This window comes from Burkholderia sp. Bp8984 (assembly GCF_003853755.1).
Taxonomy (GTDB): domain Bacteria; phylum Pseudomonadota; class Gammaproteobacteria; order Burkholderiales; family Burkholderiaceae; genus Burkholderia.
Genome location: NZ_QTQN01000020.1, coordinates 104,172 through 123,134 on the forward strand (window position 1 = coordinate 104,172; position 18,963 = coordinate 123,134).

18 protein-coding genes are annotated in these 18,963 nt (G+C 69.2%); 3 read left to right on the plus strand and 15 right to left on the minus strand.

Annotated features, from left to right (window positions below):
• Positions 1-1,197, minus strand: coding sequence for an acyl-CoA dehydrogenase family protein (locus DID98_RS20890; protein WP_044846745.1), 1,197 nt, complete (start codon positions 1,195-1,197; stop codon positions 1-3).
• A 29-nt stretch (positions 1,198-1,226) separates the two neighbouring features.
• A complete protein-coding gene (locus tag DID98_RS20895; RefSeq protein WP_124571342.1) occupies positions 1,227-3,362 on the minus strand; it encodes a 3-hydroxyacyl-CoA dehydrogenase NAD-binding domain-containing protein in 2,136 nt (711 codons plus the stop codon).
• A 244-nt stretch (positions 3,363-3,606) separates the two neighbouring features.
• Here DID98_RS20895 and DID98_RS20900 point away from each other — a divergent pair, with 244 nt between their 5' ends.
• Entirely contained in the window at positions 3,607-4,569 is a 963-nt protein-coding gene (locus DID98_RS20900; protein ID WP_124486547.1) for a LysR family transcriptional regulator, read from the plus strand.
• A 71-nt stretch (positions 4,570-4,640) separates the two neighbouring features.
• The gene (ggt, locus tag DID98_RS20905; protein WP_124571343.1) at positions 4,641-6,533 is read left to right on the plus strand and encodes a gamma-glutamyltransferase; all 1,893 of its coding nucleotides are present in this window, start codon (positions 4,641-4,643) and stop codon (positions 6,531-6,533) included.
• Positions 6,534-6,594: 61 nt separating this feature from the next.
• Here ggt and DID98_RS20910 read toward each other — a convergent pair whose 3' ends face one another.
• From DID98_RS20910 to DID98_RS20935, 6 genes are all read right to left on the minus strand, one after another.
• Entirely contained in the window at positions 6,595-7,560 is a 966-nt protein-coding gene (locus DID98_RS20910) for an ABC transporter permease subunit (RefSeq protein WP_124571357.1), read from the minus strand.
• Entirely contained in the window at positions 7,560-8,357 is a 798-nt protein-coding gene (locus tag DID98_RS20915) for a taurine ABC transporter ATP-binding protein (protein ID WP_124571344.1), read from the minus strand. The genes DID98_RS20910 and DID98_RS20915 overlap by 1 nt, the downstream gene beginning before the upstream one ends.
• 28 nt (positions 8,358-8,385) lie before the next feature.
• Positions 8,386-9,402 (minus strand): taurine ABC transporter substrate-binding protein, encoded by a 1,017-nt coding sequence (gene tauA, locus DID98_RS20920; RefSeq protein WP_124571345.1) that lies wholly within the window; start codon positions 9,400-9,402, stop codon positions 8,386-8,388.
• Between the two features lie 252 nt (positions 9,403-9,654).
• Complete coding sequence (gene lipA, locus DID98_RS20925; RefSeq protein ID WP_124486554.1) at positions 9,655-10,647, minus strand: lipoyl synthase; 993 nt, start codon at positions 10,645-10,647, stop codon at positions 9,655-9,657.
• Positions 10,640-11,395 (minus strand): lipoyl(octanoyl) transferase LipB, encoded by a 756-nt coding sequence (gene lipB, locus DID98_RS20930; RefSeq protein ID WP_124571346.1) that lies wholly within the window; start codon positions 11,393-11,395, stop codon positions 10,640-10,642. Before lipB ends, lipA begins: the two co-directional genes overlap by 8 nt.
• Before the next feature lie 83 nt (positions 11,396-11,478).
• Positions 11,479-11,805 carry a DUF2917 domain-containing protein gene (locus tag DID98_RS20935; protein ID WP_044846777.1) on the minus strand — a complete coding sequence of 109 codons (327 nt, stop codon included), beginning with the start codon at positions 11,803-11,805 and terminating at the stop codon, positions 11,479-11,481.
• A gap of 102 nt (positions 11,806-11,907) precedes the next feature.
• On the opposite strand from DID98_RS20935, the gene DID98_RS20940 reads away from it, so the two are divergent.
• Positions 11,908-12,897 (plus strand): transcriptional regulator GcvA, encoded by a 990-nt coding sequence (locus tag DID98_RS20940; protein WP_044846754.1) that lies wholly within the window; start codon positions 11,908-11,910, stop codon positions 12,895-12,897.
• Here the strand turns inward: DID98_RS20940 and DID98_RS20945 are convergent.
• From DID98_RS20945 to DID98_RS20975, 7 genes are all read right to left on the minus strand, one after another.
• Positions 12,881-13,189, minus strand: coding sequence for a YbeD family protein (locus DID98_RS20945; RefSeq protein WP_044846755.1), 309 nt, complete (start codon positions 13,187-13,189; stop codon positions 12,881-12,883). The two genes, DID98_RS20940 and DID98_RS20945, sit on opposite strands and share 17 nt — an antisense overlap.
• Entirely contained in the window at positions 13,189-14,115 is a 927-nt protein-coding gene (locus tag DID98_RS20950; RefSeq protein WP_124571347.1) for a D-amino acid aminotransferase, read from the minus strand. The genes DID98_RS20945 and DID98_RS20950 overlap by 1 nt, the downstream gene beginning before the upstream one ends.
• Positions 14,116-14,163: 48 nt before the next feature.
• The gene (locus tag DID98_RS20955; RefSeq protein WP_044846757.1) at positions 14,164-15,480 is read right to left on the minus strand and encodes a D-alanyl-D-alanine carboxypeptidase family protein; all 1,317 of its coding nucleotides are present in this window, start codon (positions 15,478-15,480) and stop codon (positions 14,164-14,166) included.
• A gap of 485 nt (positions 15,481-15,965) precedes the next feature.
• Positions 15,966-16,610 (minus strand): alpha/beta hydrolase, encoded by a 645-nt coding sequence (locus DID98_RS20960; RefSeq protein WP_124486557.1) that lies wholly within the window; start codon positions 16,608-16,610, stop codon positions 15,966-15,968.
• Positions 16,611-16,623: 13 nt separating this feature from the next.
• Positions 16,624-16,941 carry a ferredoxin gene (locus DID98_RS20965; RefSeq protein WP_044846759.1) on the minus strand — a complete coding sequence of 106 codons (318 nt, stop codon included), beginning with the start codon at positions 16,939-16,941 and terminating at the stop codon, positions 16,624-16,626.
• A gap of 146 nt (positions 16,942-17,087) precedes the next feature.
• Positions 17,088-18,239, minus strand: coding sequence for a VanZ family protein (locus DID98_RS20970; RefSeq protein ID WP_124571348.1), 1,152 nt, complete (start codon positions 18,237-18,239; stop codon positions 17,088-17,090).
• Between the two features lie 19 nt (positions 18,240-18,258).
• Positions 18,259-18,882 (minus strand): ABC-type transport auxiliary lipoprotein family protein, encoded by a 624-nt coding sequence (locus DID98_RS20975; RefSeq protein WP_044846778.1) that lies wholly within the window; start codon positions 18,880-18,882, stop codon positions 18,259-18,261.
• Positions 18,883-18,963 lie beyond the last annotated feature (81 nt).

Here is an 18,963-nt window from a genome sequence, read left to right on the forward strand (position 1 = left end):
TTACAGCCCGAGCATCATCTTCGCGATGATGTTCTTCTGGATCTCGTTCGAGCCGCCGAAGATCGACAGCTTGCGGTTGTTGAAGTACTGCTGCGCGGCGCTCGCGGCCTCGTCCGGGCCGACCGGCTCGCCGTCGTAATCGGCATCGAGTGCTGCGTCGACGAACGGCTGCGCGTACGGCCCCATCGCGCGGCGCATCAGCGCGGTGATCTCCTGGCGGATCTGCGTGCCGCGGATCTTCAGCATCGAGCTTTCCGCGCCCGGCACGCCGCCGCCCGCGACCGCGGCGAGCACGCGCAGGTTGGTCGTGCGCATGTTCTCGAGTTCGATCTCGACGCGCGCGATGCGCGCCGCGAAGAACGGATCGTCGGCGAGCGGCCGGCCGTTCTTCGTGACCTTCGCGGCCACCGCGCGCAGCCGCTCGAGCGCGGCCGTCGAGAAGCCGATCCCGGCGATGTTGGTGCGCTCGTACGTGAGCAGGTATTTCGCGCAGGTCCAGCCTCGGTTTTCTTCGCCGACGAGGTTCGCCACGGGCACGCGCACGTCGGTGAAGAACACTTCGTTCACTTCGTGCTCGCCGTCGAGCGTGATGATCGGGCGCACCTCGACGCCCGGCGTGTTCATGTCGATCAGCAGGAAGCTGATGCCCTCCTGCTTGCGCACGTCGGTCGCGGTGCGCACGAGGCAGAAGATCATGTTCGCGTAGTGGCCGAGCGTGGTCCAAGTCTTCTGGCCGTTCACGACGTAGTGATCGCCATCGCGCACCGCGCTCGTCTTCACCGATGCGAGGTCGGAACCGGCGCCCGGCTCCGAATAGCCCTGGCACCACCAGTCGGTGCCGTCGAGAATGCGCGGCAGCCAGTGGCGCTGCTGCGCTTCGCTGCCGTACTTGATCAGCACGGGCCCAAGCATGTTGACGCCAAACGGCACGATGCGCGGCGCACCGGCGAGCGCGCATTCGTTGTCGAACAGGAACTTCTGCGCGACGCTCCAGCCGGGGCCGCCGTATTCGCGCGGCCAGTGGCTCGCGAGCCAGCCGCGGGCGTTCAGGATTGCGTGCCATTCGCGCATGTCGTCGCGCGTCAGGTGCAGGCCGCCCTTCACCTTGCGCGCGGTGCGCGCGGGCAGTTCGGCGGCGAGGAAGCGCTGCACTTCGGTGCGGAACGCTTCCTCTTCGGGAGTGAAATTGAGGTCCATCGTGGGTCCGTTGCGAATGCGGTGGGCGTTCAGTCGATACGGTTCAGGCTCGCGAAATCCGCGCCGCGCCCGACTAGCTCGACGAGCAGCGGCGACGGTTTCCAGAACAGCGGATCCTCCTGCGCGAACGCGCGGATGTCGGCGAGCACGTTCGCGAGGCCGACCGTGTCCGCGTAGTGCATCGGGCCGCCGCGATGGCGCGGGAAGCCGTAGCCGTACAGGAACACCGCGTCGACGTCGAGCGGGCGCAGCGCGATCTTCTCGTGCACGACGTTCGCGCCTTCGTTGATCATCGCGGCAAGGTAGCGGCGCAGGATCTCGTCGTCGGTGAACGTGCGCGGTGCGATGCCCTTCTTCGCGCGTTCGTCGGCGACGATTGCCTCGACTTCCGGGTCCGGCGTGCCGACGCGCGCGCCGTCCGGATACAGGTAATAGCCGCGCCCCGTCTTCTGGCCGAACCAGCCGCGCTCGCACAGCCGGTCGGAAATCTCCACGTAGCGCGCGCGCGGGTCGCGCGTGGCCGCGCGGCGCTTGCGGGTCGCCCAGCCGATGTCGCCGCCCGCGAGGTCGACGACCTGGAACGGCCCCATCGGGAAGCCGAATTCGCGCACTACGCGATCGATCTGGTACGGCGATGCGCCGTCCTCCATCAGGTAGTCGGCCGCGGTGCGATAGACGGCGAGGATCCGGTTGCCGATGAAGCCGTCGCACACGCCGGCGCGCACCGGCGTCTTTTTCAGCTGTTTGGCCAGCGCGAACGCGGTCGCGACGACGTCATCGGCGACGCGCGCCGGCACGACGATCTCGAGCAGCTTCATCACGTTCGCCGGCGAGAAGAAATGCAGGCCGATCACGTCGGCCGGCCGGTCGATGCCGGCGGCGAGCTCGTCGATGTCGAGATACGACGTGTTGGTCGCGAGCACCGCGCCCGGCTTGCACGCGCGCGCGAGCTCGGCGAACACCGCCTTTTTCACGGCCATGTCCTCGAACACCGCCTCGATCACGACGTCGGCCTGCGCGAGCGCGTCGTACGACGTGCTGCCCTTGAAGCGCGCGAGCCGCGCCGCGTGCGCGGCCGGCGTCATCCGCCCCTTCGCGACGAGCCCGTCGTACACCTTCTCGACATGCGCGCGGCCGCGCGCGAGCGACGCTTCGTCGCGTTCGATCATCGTCACCGGCAACCCGGCGTCGAGTGCCGCGACCGCGATGCCCGCGCCCATCGTGCCGCCGCCGACCACGCCGATCCGCTCGACCGGACGCGCGCTCGCGCGGCGCGCCTCGGGCGCCTTCGCGGCCTCGCGTTCCGCGAAGAACGCGTGCACGAGGCCCGCGCGCTGCGGGCTGTCGACGCACTGCAGGAACAGGCTGCGTTCGAGCTTCATCCCCGCGTCGAACGACAGCGTGAGCGCGGCCTCGACCGCGTCGACGATCTTCGCCGGCGAGAACAGGCCGCGCGACTTCTTCGGCAACTCGGCGCGCGCCGCGTCGATCGCGGCCTGCGCGGCCGCGCGGTCGGCGAGCCCCTGCGCGTCGCGCGTGCGCCGAGCCGGCGCGCCGAGCGACACGAGTTCCTGCGCATAGGCGAGGCCTTCGGCGAGCGTGTCGTCGCTGTGCGCGACGCGGTCGACCAGGCCGAGCGCGAGCGCCTCCTCGGCGCTCGCATGGCGGCCCGTCATCATCAGGTCGAGCGCGGCCTGCGCGCCGATCAGGCGCGGCGCGCGCTGCGTGCCGCCCGCGCCGGGCAGCAGGCCGAGCGTGACTTCTGGCAACCCGAGCTTCGCGCCGGGCACCGCGAGCCGGTAATGCGCGGCGAGCGCGACTTCGAGGCCGCCGCCGAGCGTCGCGCCGTGCAGCGCCACCACGACCGGCTTCGCACTCGACTCGATCCGCTCGCAGACGTCGGGCAGCGACGGCGGCACGGGCGGCTTGCCGAATTCGCGGATGTCGGCGCCCGCGATGAAGTTGCGGCCGGCGCCGACGATCAGCACCGCGCGGATCGCGGCGTCGGCCTGCGCGGCGTCGAGCGCGTCGGCGAGGCCGCGCCGCACATCGGCGGACAGCGCGTTGACGGGCGGATGGTCGATCGTGACGACGAGCACCTTGTCGCGCCGTTCGCGCGCGACGGTGCCGGTCTGGGCGGGTTCGGGGGAAGCGGTTGAATTCATCGTGTCTCCATTGCGGTGCGCCATGCGGGCGGGACCGGTCGCCAGGCCGGCGAGCGGCGCCGCTTCCCGATCCCGCGCGGCGGGAAACGATCCGGCGCATGTGCCGGGCATGACTCGATTCTCGATTGATCGAGATTCATTGACAATTCCCGCTCGACTTTACAAGCTGTCAAGTCTGACTTGACATTGAATGCTTTCGGACCGCTTCGGGTCCTTAAGCGGGACGGATCAGGAGACACCGGGCATGGACCTGAACGCGCTGACGCTGCTCGTCGAGATCCTCGACGCGGGCAACCTGAGCAAGGCCGCGCAGCGGCTCAAGATGAGCCGCGCGAACGTCAGCTATCGGCTGAACCAGCTCGAGCGCTCGATCGGCCAGCAGCTCGTGCGCCGCACGACGCGCCGCATCGAGCCGACCGAAATCGGGCTGAAGCTGTACGAGCACGGCCGGCGCATCCGCAACGAACTGCTCGCCGCGCAGGAATCGGTGACGACGCTCGGCCAGGACCTGCAGGGCCGCGTGCGGCTGTCGGTGCCGAGCGGCTATGGGCAGATGGTGATGTCCGACTGGCTGCTCGCGTTCAAGCGGCTGCATCCGGGCATCGTGCTCGACGTGGTGTTCGAGAATCGCGTGGAGGACCTGATGCGCGACGAAGTCGACATCGCGATTCGCGTGATGTCCGAGCCGCCGCAGAACCTCGTCGCGCGCGACATGGGCGCGGTGCGCTACGTCGCGTGCGCGTCGCCCGCGTTCGCGGCCGCGCACGGCATGCCCGCGAGCCTCGGCGCGCTGGCCGCCGCGCCGGTCGTCACCGCGACGGTGCTGGGGCGGCAGCTGCGGATCGCCGCGTACCTCGGCGACGAGCGCCACGAGGTGCTGCTCGAGCCCACGCTGATTTCGGAGAACTTCCTGTTCCTGCGCCAGGCGATCCTCGCCGGGATCGGCGTCGGCATCGTGCCCGACTACGTGATGCAGGACGACATGCGGCGCGGCACGGTCGTCACGTCGCTCGACGCGTATCGTCTCAGCATCTTCGGCACGCACATGTACATGCTCTACATGCCGAACCGGCACCACACGCGTGCGACCGCGACGTTCATAGAGTTCATCCTCGAACAGGCCGGAAAGGCCGGCCGGGGCGGGCCCGGCGGGATGCGTCAGGGTTTCCTGTCGGATGACAATCCGCCGGCCGCACGGCGACAATAGCGCGCCGTCCGTGCGGAGCGCGTGCCGCGCACACGCCGCCTCCTTCGAATTCACTGTTGCCGAGGGTTTCAATGTTCGACCGGATCCGTCCGCATTCGCGTCCCCGGACGCTCGTCGCCACGCTCGCGCTCGTCGCGCTCGTCGCGCTCGTCACGTTCGGCGCCGGCTGCACATCGCCGTCCGCGCCGTCGGGCGCCGTCGTCCCGGTCGCTGCCACATCGGGCGCCGCGGTGCCGCTGCCCGGCGTTCACGCGCCCGAACTGTCGTCCGGCTGGACCGACAAGCCGGGCTGGACCTCGCAGCGCTTCATGATCGCGGCCGCGAACCCGCTCGCCACGCAGGCCGGCTACGAGATGCTGAAGGCCGGCGGCACCGCGATCGACGCGGCGATCGCCACGCAGATGGTGCTCGCGCTCGTCGAGCCGCAATCGTCGGGGCTCGGTGGCGGCGCGTTCATGCTGTACTTCGACGGCCGTGCGACGCAGGCGTACGACGGCCGCGAGACCGCGCCGGCCGCCGCGACCGACCGGCTGTTCTACGGCCCGACCGGCCAGCCGATGGGCTTCTACGAAGGTGTCGTGGGCGGCCGTTCGGTCGGCACGCCGGGCGTGCTGCGGATGCTCGACGCCGCGCACCGCGCGCACGGCAAGCTGCCGTGGCGCCGGCTGTTCCAGCCCGCGATCCGGCTCGCCGAGCACGGCTTCACGATCAGCCCGCGCCTCGCGATGCTGATCGCGAACGACAAGTACCTGATGAACGACCCGGCCGCGCGTGCGTACTTCTACAACAAGGACGGCACGCCGAAGGCGGCCGGCACGGTGCTGAAGAACCCCGCGCTCGCGACCGTGCTGCGCCAGGTTGCCGATCGCGGCGCGAATGCGTTCTACACCGGCGCGATCGCGCGCGACATCGTCACGAAGGTGCGCAAGCACCCGACCAATCCGGGCCTGCTGTCGCTGCAGGATCTCGCGCGCTACAAGGCGAAGGTGCGGGCGCCGCTGTGCACCGGCTACCGGCGCTCGGTGGTGTGCGGGATGCCGCCGCCGTCATCGGGCGGCCTGGCGATCGCGCAGATGCTCGGCATCCTCGAGGCGATGCCCGACTGGCAGCAGATCGGCGCGCAGAAGCCGGTGCGCAACGAAGTCGGCTACGAGCCGACGCCGTTCGCCGCGCACCTGTTCAGCGAGGCGGGACGCCTCGCGTATGCGGACCGTGCGCGCTACGTCGCCGATCCGGATTTCGCGCCGCTGCCGGGCGGCAGCTGGGCGAGCCTCGTCGACCGGACCTATCTCGCGCAGCGCGCGCGCCTGATCGGCGACACCAGCATGGGCGTCGCGCAGGCCGGCACGCCGCAGGGCGCGACGCTCGCGCTGGCCGACGACCGCAGCCCCGAATTGCCGTCGACGTCCGACATCGCGATCGTCGACCGCTACGGCCAGGCGCTGTCGATGACGACCAGCGTCGAGGACGCGTTCGGTTCGCGGCTGATGGTGCGCGGGTTCATGTTGAACAACCAGTTGACCGATTTCTCGTTCGTGTCGAACGAGAACGGGCGGCCGGTCGCGAACCGCGTGCAGCCGGGCAAGCGGCCGCGCTCGTCGATGTCGCCCGAGCTCGTGTTCGACCAGAAGACGAAGCAGGTGACGATGATCGTCGGCTCGGCCGGCGGCCCCGCGATCATCAATCACGTCGCGAAGACGATGATCGGCGTGATGGACTGGGGGATGACGATGCAGCAGGCGATCGCGCTGCCGAACGTCGGGTCGATGAACGGGCCGACGCAGCTCGAACGCGGCCGCGTGTCGGACGCGCTCGTCGACGGGTTGAAAGGGCGCGGGCACGACGTGCGGGTCGTCGAGATAAATTCGGGACTGCAGGGGATCCAGCGGCTGAACGTGCAGGGGCAAACGGTGTGGTTCGGCGGGGCCGACCCGCGGCGGGAAGGCGTCGCGATGGGCGAGTGACGCGACTGGCACGACCGGCACGGGCGGTGCGCATGCGCCGCCCGCGGGTCTCATCCGGGCATCACCCCCGCCCCTTCCACGGCACCACCCGCCGCTCGACCCACCGCATCGCGAGATCGAACAGCCATGCGATCGCGCCGATGATCAGGATCCCCATCACGACGAGATCGGTACGCAGGAAGCTCGACGCGTTGAGTACCATCTGCCCGAGCCCGGCCGTCGCGGCGACCATTTCGGCCGCGACCAGCGTCGTCCAGCCGAACCCGATCGCGATCCGCAGCCCAGTGAGGATTTCCGGCAGCGCGGCCGGCAGCACGACATGGCGCACGATCTGCGCGAAGCTGCCGCCGAGCGAATACGCGGCGTTGATCTGCTCGACGGTTGCCGCGCGCACGCCGGCACGGGCGGCCATCGCGATCGGCGCGAAGCATGCGAGGAAGATCACGACGAGCTTCGCCGTCTCGTCGATGCCGAACCAGATCACGACGAGCGGCAGATACGCGAGCGGCGGCAGCGGCCGGTAGAACTCCAGCAGCGGATCGAGCACGCCGCGCGCGATGCGGCTCACGCCCATCAGGATCCCGGCCGGCACGCCGATCGCAGTGGCGAACACGAAGGCGCCGAACACGCGCGCGGCGCTCCACAACAAATGCTCCGACAACGGCAGGCCGCCCTGGATGCGGCCATGCCACGCGTCGACGAACGCGGCCCATACCGCTTCCGGCGCGGGCAGGAACAGCGGCGGCAACCACTGCCGGTGCGTCGCGACCCACCACAGCACGGCCAGCGCCGCGACCGTCACCGCGCTGAGCGCGGCCGTCCGCCCCTGCCCCGGCAACCGGTAGCGATGCGATGCGCGAGCCGGACGCACCGCGTGACGCTGTTGCGTCGCGCGTTGATCCTGCCCGAACTCCGAGGCTGCTCGATCGGCTGCCAACGATTCCTGCGTGCTCATGTCGACCTGCCTGTGCAAAGTACTGATCCGGCCGCGCCCGACGGACGCGCCCCGTCGCGCGAACTCATGCATCACGCGCGCTCCGCCACCGCCTCGTCGCGATGCAGATACGCGATCAGCCGCTCGCGCCACGCGATGAATTCCGGCGACGACTTCACCGCGCGCGCATCGCGCGATTCGACGTAGCGCCGCGCGAACGGCAGCTCGAACGTCTCCGCGATCCGGCCGGGGCCGGGCGTCATCACGACGAGACGCGTCGCGAGGAACAGCGCCTCCTCGACGTCGTGCGTGATGAAGAACACCGTCTTGCCGGTGCGTGCCCACACGTCGAGCACGAGCGCCTGCATCGTGCCGCGCGTCATCGCGTCGAGCGCGCCCATAGGCTCGTCCATCAGCAGCACGCGCGGATCGCTCGCAAGCGCACGCGCGATGCCGACGCGCTGCTGCATCCCGCCCGACAGCTCGTACACGCGCGCGTGCGCATGCTTGTCGAGCCCGACCAGCGCGAGCATCTCGCGCGCCCGCGCTTCGCGTTCGGCCTTCGACACGCGTGCGAAGCGCAACCCGAGCGCGACGTTCTCGAGCACGTCGAGCCACGGCAGCAACGCGTATTTCTGGAACACGACGCCGCGATCGGCGCCGGGGCCCGTGACCGGCACGCCGTCGACGCGCACGTCGCCGGTCGTCGGCGCGACGAAGCCGGCCATGCAGTTCAGCAGCGTCGTCTTCCCGCACCCGGACGCGCCGAGCGCGACGACGAATTCACCGGCTTCGATGCGCAGGTCGACGTGCGCGAGCGCCTGCGTCATCGGCCGGCCGCGTTCGCCGGGATAGTCGACCGATACCTGACGGACTTCCAGCGTGCTCATGCTCGGGACTCCGCGATGATCGCCGCGTTCAGCGCGCGGCCTTCTGCACGAACTGCGGATCGACGCCGACCGAATAGTCGGCGAGCACCGCCTGGATCGTGCCCTGCGATTTCAGGAACGCGGCGGTGGCCGCGAGCGACTTCGCGGCGCCCGACTGCGCGCCGCCGCCGAGCCACGTCGGCGACGCCTGCTCGGCCGGCGTCGGGAACGCGTAGAGCGCGAGGCTCGCGGGCACGTCCTGCGCGTCCGCACCCGATACCTTCGCGACCGCCGCGACCTGCGGCGAGCCGACCTTCCACGCCGCCGCATGCGCGCGGTAGTCGGCGTCGGCGGCCGCGAGCACCTTCACGAAGCGCGCGACGAACTCGGGATTTTCGCGCGCGAACTTGCGGCTCACGACGAAGCCGTCGAAGGTCGCCTTGCCACTTTCTTTCGCGACCTTGCCGGACGTCGTCAGCACGGTGCCCGACTGCTTGACCTTCGCGAGCACCGGATCCCAGATGTAGGTCGCGTCGATGTCGCCGCGCGTCCACGCGGCCGCGACTTCGGGCGGACGCAGGTTGACGATCTTCACGTCGTTCGGGTTCACGCCCGCGGCCTGCAGCGCGACGAGCGTATGGAAGTGCGACGTCGACACGAACGGCACGCCGATCTTCTTGCCCTTCAGTGCGGCGACGCTGGTCACGCCCGAGCCGTTGCGCGCGACGAGCGCCTCGGCGTCGTTGATGTTGTCGAGCACCCAGAACAGCGAGATGTCGAGCCCCTGCGACAGGCCGGCCGCGATCGGGCTGGAACCGGCCTCGCCGAGCTGCACGGAGCCCGACGCGAGCGCGCGGATCACGTCGGCGCCGCTGTCGAGCTTGCGGAACGTGACCTTGTAGCCGGTCGCCTTTTCGACTTCACCGCTCGCCTGCGCATAGCGCCACGGCACGACCATGTCCTGGTACGCGATCACGACCTCGCGCGATTCGGCGTGCGCCGCGCCCAGCGCGGCAAAGGCGGTCAGCGCGATGACGGCGCGGCGGACGAAGCTGAAACGGGACATGCGGCTCTCCTTCGGAATGCGGGCATTGCTGCGGGAGAGCCGACTTTACGAGCTTTGCGCGCGGCGGGAGCGAACTTATCCTGCGAAGCTATCGATGCCGTTTCAGCTTTGCTTTCCATGCTCGACCGGATTGCGTGTCCGGTCGGGTGACGATTGCCGTGCGCATGCGCGGATGGCCGCCGCGCCAACGAAAAAGCCCGCATCGCTGCGGGCTTTTTTCGACTGCGCGAGACAATCGCGGCATCGCGACGCTCAGACCACCCCGGCCCCATGCGCCTGCAGATCGGCGTGATAGCTCGAACGCACCATCGCGCCGACGGCCGCGTGCGTGAAGCCCATCTTGTACGCCTCTTCCTCGTACATCTTGAACGTATCCGGATGCACGTACGCACGCACCGGCAGGTGGTGCTCGGACGGTTGCAGGTACTGGCCGATCGTCAGCATGTCGACGTCGTGTGCGCGCAGGTCGCGCATCACCTGCAGGATTTCCTCTTCGGTCTCGCCGAGGCCGACCATCAGGCCCGACTTCGTCGCGACGTCCGGATGCAGCGCCTTGAAGTCCTTCAGCAGCTTCAGCGAGTGCGCGTAGTCCGAACCCGGGCGCGCTTCCTTGTACAGGCGCGGCACCGTTTCGAGGTTGTGGTTCATCACGTCGGGCGGCGCGGCGTTCAGGATCGAGATCGCGCGGTCGAGACGGCCGCGGAAGTCCGGCGTCAGGATCTCGATGCGCGTGTCCGGCGACTGCTCGCGCACTTCACGGATGCACTCGACGAAGTGGGCGGCGCCACCGTCGCGCAGGTCGTCGCGGTCGACGCTCGTGATCACCACGTACTTGAGCTTGAGCGCCGCGATCGTGCGCGCGAGGTTCTTCGGTTCGTCCGCGTCGAGCGGATCGGGACGGCCGTGGCCGACGTCGCAGAACGGGCAGCGGCGCGTGCACTTGTCGCCCATGATCATGAACGTCGCGGTGCCCTTGCCGAAGCACTCGCCGATGTTCGGGCAGCTCGCTTCCTCGCACACGGTATGCAGGTTGTGCTCGCGCAGGATCGTCTTGATCTCGTTGAAGCGCGAGCTGCCGGTGGCCGCCTTCACGCGGATCCACTCCGGCTTCTTCAGCTTCTCGATCGGAACGACCTTGATCGGGATGCGCGCCGTCTTCGCCTGCGCCTTCTGCTTGGCGGTGGGATCGTAGGCAGCGGTCGCGGCCGAGTCGGCCGGTGCGGGGGAAGCGGTAACGTCAGTCATTCGAATGTTCCAGTGCCTGCGGCTTGTCGGCGGCCGCGGATGCGCCATCGAGGTTGGCAATCAGACGACCCACCAGCGTGTGGGCGACGTCGTTCCAGTCGGCGGCAACCTCGAGGCTCGCCATGTCGACGGTTTCCAGTCCGGCATAGCCGCACGGGTTGATCGCGAGAAACGGGCGCAGATCCATCTTCACGTTCAGGCTCAGCCCGTGATAGCTGCAGCCGTTGCGGATCTTCAGGCCGAGGGCCGCGATCTTCGCGCCTTCGTGCACGCCGGATGCCACGTAGATGCCCGGCGCGCCCGCCTTGCGGACCGAAGCGAGATTATACGCCGCGAGGGTTTCGATCACGGCCTCCTCGATCTTCGTCACGAGCGTGCGCACCATCAGCTTGCGCCGGCGCAGGTCCAGCAGCAGGTAGGCGACGATCTGGCCGGGGCCGTGGTAGGTGATTTGCCCGCCGCGGTCGACCTTCACGAGCGGCACGCCGCTGTCGGCCACCAGCAGGTGGGCCGGGTCGCCGGCCTGGCCGAGCGTGTAGACGGGCGGATGCTCGACGACCCAGATTTCGTCGCCGGTGTCGGCCGTGCGCGTGTCGGTGAACGCGCGCATCGCGTCGAAGCTCGTCTCGTAGGCCTCGCTGCCCCGCCAACGCACGGTGACCGGCACGACGGGCTGGACCGGAGACCCGGCGGGCGATTCGGAAACAGCGACAGGCGTGGACACGATGGCAACCGGCGAGACGGACATGGGCGCTAGTTTACCGAAAACCCATGCGTCTCGCCGGCCCGGGAAGGGGACGGATCGCGAGCATCCGTCGGAGGAAAGGTCGGTCAGACGGTGCGCCAGCCGTCGTGGAACAGCGCATTCACGCGGTTGCGCAGCCGCGCCAGCGCGCCGCGCGCCACTTCCCCGGCCGGCCGCGACACCGAGAACGCGACCTGCGCGCCCTGCCGGCCTTCCGCACTGAGCCACAGCCGCTCGCCGCGACGCAGCCGGAGCGTCTCGCCGTCGACCAGGAAGTAGTCTTCGACGTCGTTGCTGCGCGTCGCCCACACCGGCCCGCATTGCACCGTCAGACGCGTGCTGCGCTGCACCTTCATCGGCACGGTCTCGCCCGCGGGGATTTCGAACGTGATGCTTGAAGAAATTTCTTGCATGATCGACTCCGCCAATAAATGCTTCGATGGCTACAATCGTAGTCACTTCAAGGCACCCGACCAAACGACCAATTTTCACGTCGATGTGAGGAAAATTAGCAAATGGACCTCCGCCAGCTGCCTGCGCTGAACGCGATTCGCGCGTTCGAAGCCGCCGCCCGTCACGAGAATTTCTCCCGCGCCGCCGACGAGCTGTACGTCACCCACGGCGCGGTCAGCCACCAGGTTCGCGCGCTCGAGGAGGAGCTCGGCGTGCAACTGTTCACGCGCAACGGCAAGCGGCTGTGCCTGACCGACGCCGGCATGCGCTACGCGCAGCAGGTCCGCACCGCGCTGATGCAGATCGCCGATGCGACACGCGAGGTGCGCGCGAGCGACCGCGGACGGCGGCTGGTGGTGTCGATGCTGTCGTCGTTCGCCGCGCGCTTCATCACGCCGCGCATCGGCACGTTCATCGAGCGGCATCCGGAAATCGACGTCGAGCTGCAGTCCACCAACTCGCTCACCGACTTCGCGCGCGACGACGTCGATCTCGCGATCCGCTTCGGCTCCGGCAGCTATCCGGGGCTGCACGTCGAGCCGCTGTTCGAGGAAGTGTTCTTTCCGGCGTGCTCGCCGACGCTGAACGGCGGCAAGCTGCCGCAGACGCCCGCCGATCTCGTGCACTACAACCTGTTGCGCTCGGACGACGAGCTGTGGCGGCCGTGGTTCGACGCGGCGGGGCTCGATACATTGACCGAGCCGAAACGGGGGATTCTGTACCAGGATTCGTCGAACCTGCTGCTGGCCGCGATCGACGGCCAGGGCATCGCGCTGGTGCGCCGCTCGCTCGCGGTGCACGACCTGCTGGACGGGCGCCTCGTGCGCCTGTTCGACATCGACGGGCAGAGCCCGTGGCACTATTTTTTCGTGTGTCCGCCGCCGCTCGTGAACACGCCGCGCGTGCAGGCCTTCAGGACCTGGCTGCTTCAGGAAGTCGCGGAGTACCAGCAGCTGTGCGACGAGCTGGACGCGCGGCGCGCGGCGGGGAAAACCCCCGCCGAGTGCGCGCAGGAAGGAGGATGGAAAGCGGCCCTCAGAGCACGACCTTGACCATCGGATGGCCGGTCAGTGCGCGGTAGATGTCGTCGAGCTGTTGCTGGCTCGTGGCGCGCACGGTGATCGTGAGGCCGGTGTAGTTGCCGCCGCTCGAGGCACGCTCCTCGATCTTCTCGACGTCGATCTCGTTGTCGTGGACGGCCACGACCTTGAAGATCGTATCCTTGAACTCCGGGTGCGCCTTGCCCATGATCTTGATCGGGAAGTCGCACGGAAACTCCAGCAGCGACTCCTTCCGGGCATCGATCGCGCCGGTGACCTCGATGGTTTTGGTCGGTTCGCTCATCACTTTCTCCGGGTTAGGTCAAACTGTTCAAACTCGCGTGCCTTCGCACGCTGGTACGCGTCGTACAACGCCGCGAACACGGGGCCCGGCTTGCCGCCCTGCACGGGCAGGTCGTCGAGCGACGTGACGGGCAAAATCTCCTTCGTGGCCGACGTGATCATGATCTCGTCCGCCGAGCGCAGCTCGGCTTCGCTGATCTCGCGCGCGACGAACGGAATGCCGCATTCGTCGGCCAGCTGCTCGACCAATGCGTAGCGGATCCCTTCGAGGATCCTGTTGCTGCGCGGCGGCGCGTACAGCTCGCCGTTCTTCACGACCCACACGTTCGACGACGAACCTTCGGTCACGTTGTCGTCGCGCAGCTGGATCGTCTCGAACGCGTCGCGTTCGGCCGCATGCTGCGCCATCAACACGTTGCCGAGCAGCGAAATCGACTTGATGTCGCAATGCAGCCAGCGGCGATCCTCGGCCGTCACGCAGCGCACGCCCTGCGCGCGCTCCTGGTCCGACGGCAGGCGCAGCGGGCTCGTCATCGCGAACACCGTCGGCACCGTATTCGCCGGGAACGCGTGGCCGCGCTTCGCGACACCGCGCGTCACCTGCAGGTAGACGAGCGCATTGCCGTCGCCGAGGCCTTCCGCATTCGCGGCGACCACGCGCTCGATCAGCGCGCGCCAGCCGGCCGCGTCATGCGGATTGTCGATGCCGATCTTCTTCAGGCTGCGCGCGAGCCGGTCCAGATGCTGTTCGATCCGGAACGGCACGTGCGCGCCGTCATGCGCATAAACGGGGACGACTTCATACACGCCATCGCCGAAGATGAACCCGCGGTCGAGCACCGGCACGCGGGCTTCCGACAGCGGCACCAGTTCCTCGTGCGACGACACGCTGAGGTAGACGATCGGTTCGAATTCGGCTTGGCTCATGGCAATGACAGATGGGGATGAAGTCGTGAAAACAAAGGCCCGTCGCGCTTACTTCTTCTTGCTGAACATCAGCAGGATCGAGTCCCAGATACGGCCGAAGATACCCGCTTCCGGCACGGCCTGCAGCGCGACGACCGGGAACTCCGACAGCGTCTTGCCGTCGGCGACGATCTTCACGGTACCGACCTGCTGGCCTTCCGCGAGCGGCGCGATCAGCGGCGCGTTGACCTCGACTTCCGGCTTGACCTTGTCGCCCAGGCCGCGCGGCACGGTCACCCACTGGTCGCCCTTCACGCCGACCTGCACGGTGTTTTCCTTGCCCTTGTAGATGCGCGGCGTCGACATCGCCTGGCCGCCCTTGAACAGGCGCACCGCGTCGAACGCGCTATAGCCGTAGTTCAGCATCTTCATGCTGTCCTGCGTGCGCTCGCCTTCCTTCTGCTCGCCCATCATCACCGACACGAGACGCCGCTGGCTGTCGACACCCGGGATCGCGCGCTTCGCCGACGCGATCAGGCAGTAGCCGGCCGCCTGCGTATGGCCCGTCTTCAGGCCGTCGACCGTCGGATCCAGCCACAGCAGGCGGTTGCGGTTGCCCTGGCGGATGTTGTTGTACTTGAATTCCTTCTCCGAGAAGATGCTGTAGTACTGCGGAAAATCGCGGATCAGGTGCGCGGACAGCTTCGCGAGGTCGCCGGCCGTCGTGTAGTGGTTCGGGTCGGGCATGCCGTTCACGTCGGCGAAGTGGGTGCCCTTCATGCCGAGGCGCGCCGCCTCGTCGTTCATCAGCGTGACGAACTGCCCTTCGCTGCCGCCGACGAGTTCGGCCAGCGCGATCGCGGCGTCGTTGCCCGACTGGATGATCATCCCGTACACGAGGTCGTGCACCGACACCGGCTTGTTCGCCTCGATGAACATGCGCGACTCGTCGGTGCCGACACGGCGTACCGCGACGCTCGGCGTGACGATCTGCTCCATCGAGATCTTCTTCTTGTCGAGCGCCTCGAACACCAGGTAGGCCGTCATCAGCTTCGTCAGCGATGCGGGCTCGACGCGTTCGTCGGCGTTGCCCGATGCGAGCACCGTGTTGCTCGTCGCATCGACGAGCACCCACGAGCGCGCGTTCACGCCCGGCGGCGGCACCGCGCCCGGCATGAAGGTCGCGGGCGCGCCGGTGAACTGCTCGGCGGCGGCGGCCGGCGCGGCATGCGCGGCCTTGGCCTTGGCGGCCGGCTTCGCCTCGGCGACGACGATCGTCGACGCGAGCGCGACGGGCAGCATCACGCCCAGCGCGACGTTGCGCGCGGCGGTGCCGAAGGCGATGGAAGAAGCGAGGGACTTGAGGCCTTGGGGAGACAGACGCATGATCGATTCAGGCTGATGGCAGAAAGTGCGGCGCGAAACGCGCAAGGGTTGAACGGCAAGGCGGCGGGCGTTCCGGCGTTCGTCCGACTGCGTCGGACGGCGCGAAACGCGCCGGTTGGACTCGTGCGGACGCGTTCGGTTCGCGGCCGTCGCGAGCGGGCGGACAGGCGGCGAAACGAGCGCCGCATGGGCCCAGCCGGGCCGCGGGCGACGCGAATTGCGGCCATTATACGTGGCTGCGAACGGCGTTTTCGGGAACCGTGGCCCGGGCGGCCGCACGCCGACTTCGAGAGGATGGCGAGGCTTCGCTGCGAGAGAGGGTGATCGAAGCCGCGCGAAAGGCGTGCGCAGGCGCCGTGCAAGTCGGATTGCGCCGCGCCGCAGCGGGCATGTGCGACCGTGCCGTGACACGATGCGGCGCGATGTCGCGCGAGCGGCGACATCGCACGCGTGCGGCAGCGGCGCCGCACGCCGGGTTCAGCGCATCAACGCCACGCGTCGACGATGATGCGCTTCAGCACGTGCAGCTTGCGATGGAAGAAATGCTCGGCGCCGGGGATCACGACGACCGGCAGTTCCTGCGGCCGCGCCCAGTCGTACACCGACGCGATCGGCACCGTGTCGTCGGTTTCGCCGTGGATCACCAGCGTGTTCTCCGGCACCTCGGCGACCTGCCAGCGGCTCGCGGCCGTGCCGACGAATACCATCCGCTCGATCGTCTCGCCCGCGTCGCGCAGCCGCTTCGCGACATGCGACAGCACGAAGGTGCCGAACGAGAAGCCCGCGAGCACGAGCGGCAGGTCCGCACACGCGGGCTGCGCGCGCATGTGCGCGAGCACGGCGAGCAGGTCGTCGGCCTCGCCGATGCCGTTGTCGTGCACGCCCTCGGTCGCGCCGACGCCGCGGAAGTTGGACCGGTACACCACGTAGCCGAGCTGGACCAGCGTGCGCGCAAGGGTTTGCGCGACCTTGTTGTCCATCGTGCCGCCGAACAGCGGATGCGGGTGCGCGACGAGCGCGATGCCGCGCGGCGCGGCGCTGCCGTCGCGCATGGCGTCCGGCAGGTCGACCGCGATTTCGATCTGCCCGACCGGGCCGGCGATCAGCGACTTCTGCGTATGAACGTTCATTCTGCCGGCCCGCTCAGATCTTCAGGCGCTCGACGACCTTGCCGTCGCGCAGGTGCGATTCGACGATCTCGTCGATGTCGGCCTGGTCGACGTACGTGTACCACGTGCCTTCCGGATACACGACCATCACGGGCCCTTCCTCGCAGCGGTCGAGGCAGCCGGCCTTGTTGATGCGGACCTTGCCGGGCCCCGCGAGGCCGAGTTCCTTCACGCGCTTTTTCGCGTATTCCTGCATGGTCTGCGCATCGCATTGCGCGCAGCTCGGACGCTCGGCGCCCGGGTCGCGCTGGTTCAGGCAGAAGAAGACGTGGTGCTGGTAGTAGGAATCCATGATGGTGACGAGCGGCCCGGCGCGGTGCCGGGCGGAAAGAGGGGCGATCGCCGTTGCGCGCGGCAACGGATGTGCGGACGATTATAACGAGCGGCGCGCGCCGCTGCCCGCGACCGAACCGTGGCCGCCCTGCCCGGCGTGCCGCGTCAGCGCCGCGGCGCGGCCGGCAGCCACGCGTGCTCGACGCGCTGGCCGAGCCAGATCAGCGCCGCGTAGGGCCAGATCCACGCGAGCCAGCGCGCGATGCTGTTGAAGTGCACGTAGCGGCCCTGCCGCCAGCCCGACAGCGTGAAGTCGAAGAACGGGTTGACGGGCAGCAGGTTGACGAGCGCCACGCCGGCCAGCAGCGCGAGCGCCGCGAGCAGCGCGCGCCACGCGGCCGGCACGCGCAATGCGAGCAGGGCCGCCGCGAAGCCGAGCTCGATGCCGAGCCGCGCACCGGGCGTCGCCCACACGACGACGAGGCCGGTGCTCGACTGCATGAAGGTCGCAGCCGCCTTCAGCGCGAGCGTCGCGACGACGAACCCGATCAGGAGCCGCACGCGCGGCGCGCGCTCGCGCATCGCGAGCGACGCGATCGCCAGCGCGGCGAACAGCATCAGGCCACCGAGCGCGGCTTCCCACGCGGAGTCGGACAGCCAGCCGTCGACACGCTCGGGCCATTCGCTCACGCGCCACGCGGCCGGCAGCCACGCGAGCAGCGCGTCCTGCATCGAGCCGTCGGCGCGTTCCCACAGCGCGGCCGGCCAGTCGCCGATGCCGAACAGGAACGGCGACGGAAACAGGATCGCGAACGGCCACAGTCCGGCGAGCAGCAGCGGCGTCGCGCCGTCGGGCTCGAACCACGCGAAGCGCAGCCGGCGCAGCGCGCCGCGCTCGAGCAGCGCGCCGGTGGCCGGTGCCGCGAGCGCCGCGCCGAGCAGCGCGCCGAGCGCGTTGGCCGCGAGGTCGAGATTCGACGCGACACGCGTCGGCAGGTAGGTCTGCAGCGCCTCCATCGACCCCGACAGCAGCACGCCGAGGCCGCCGATGATCAGCGTCGCGACCACGCCGCGCCAGCGCGGATGCAGCGCGAGCACGCCGAGCGCGCCGAACGGCAGGTAGCCGAGCACGTTGGTGACCACGTCGAACGCGGTCACATAGCGCTGCATCGGCGCGAACAGGTAGTCGAACGGCCCGATGCCGAGCGACACCCAGCCGTCGAACGGATACAGCGATGCATAGACGACGAGCGCCGCATACGCGGCGAACGCCTGCCGCGCCAGCGACGACGCGCGCGACGTGCCCGGCGCGCTCATCGCGGCTGCGCGTGGTGCGTCACGGGTTGCCCGCGTACGCCTGCACGCCGACCCACGCGGCGATCTGCGACACGAGCTCGTCGCTCGCGGCCGCGAGCGCACGCGCGCCGCCTTCCGCATCGGGCGTGCTCGACGGCGCGCGCGCGACGAAGGTGCGCTGGCCGAGCACCTTGCCGTCCTGCATCAGCGTCGCGCGCGCGGTGACCGCGCCGTGGCTCTGCGACTGCCCGTCGAACACCTGCTCGAATTCGTTCAGGTCGACCTTCAGCGTCGGCGCGCGCACGCCGTCGGTACCTTCGAGCACCGCGCCGCGCGACGACAGCGCGCCGCGCAGCCGCTGCGTGAGCAGTTGCGCGGGTGGCGCGGTCCAGCGGCTGTCGCGATAGACGGCCATGCGCTGCGCATCCGCATACGCGAGGCGGTAGACGAACTTGTCCGTGTCGAGCGCGTCGGGCGCGGCGACGTCGAGCACCTTCAGCGCGGGCCCGGTGCCGGCCGTGACGACCGATGCGGCCGGCCCGAGGTCGTAGCGGACGTTCGACAGCGCCGCGGCGTTGCCGGCGCAGCCGGCGGCGAACGCGAGCGTCAGCACCGCGAGCGCGGTCGCTGCCGGACGCAGCGCGCGGTCAAGGATTCGTGGCATGGCATGTTCCTGCATGATGTTTCCGGTTTCGATGGCGTGATGGCCCGGTCTCGCGCCGGGCCGGTCGAGCGGCGGGCTGGC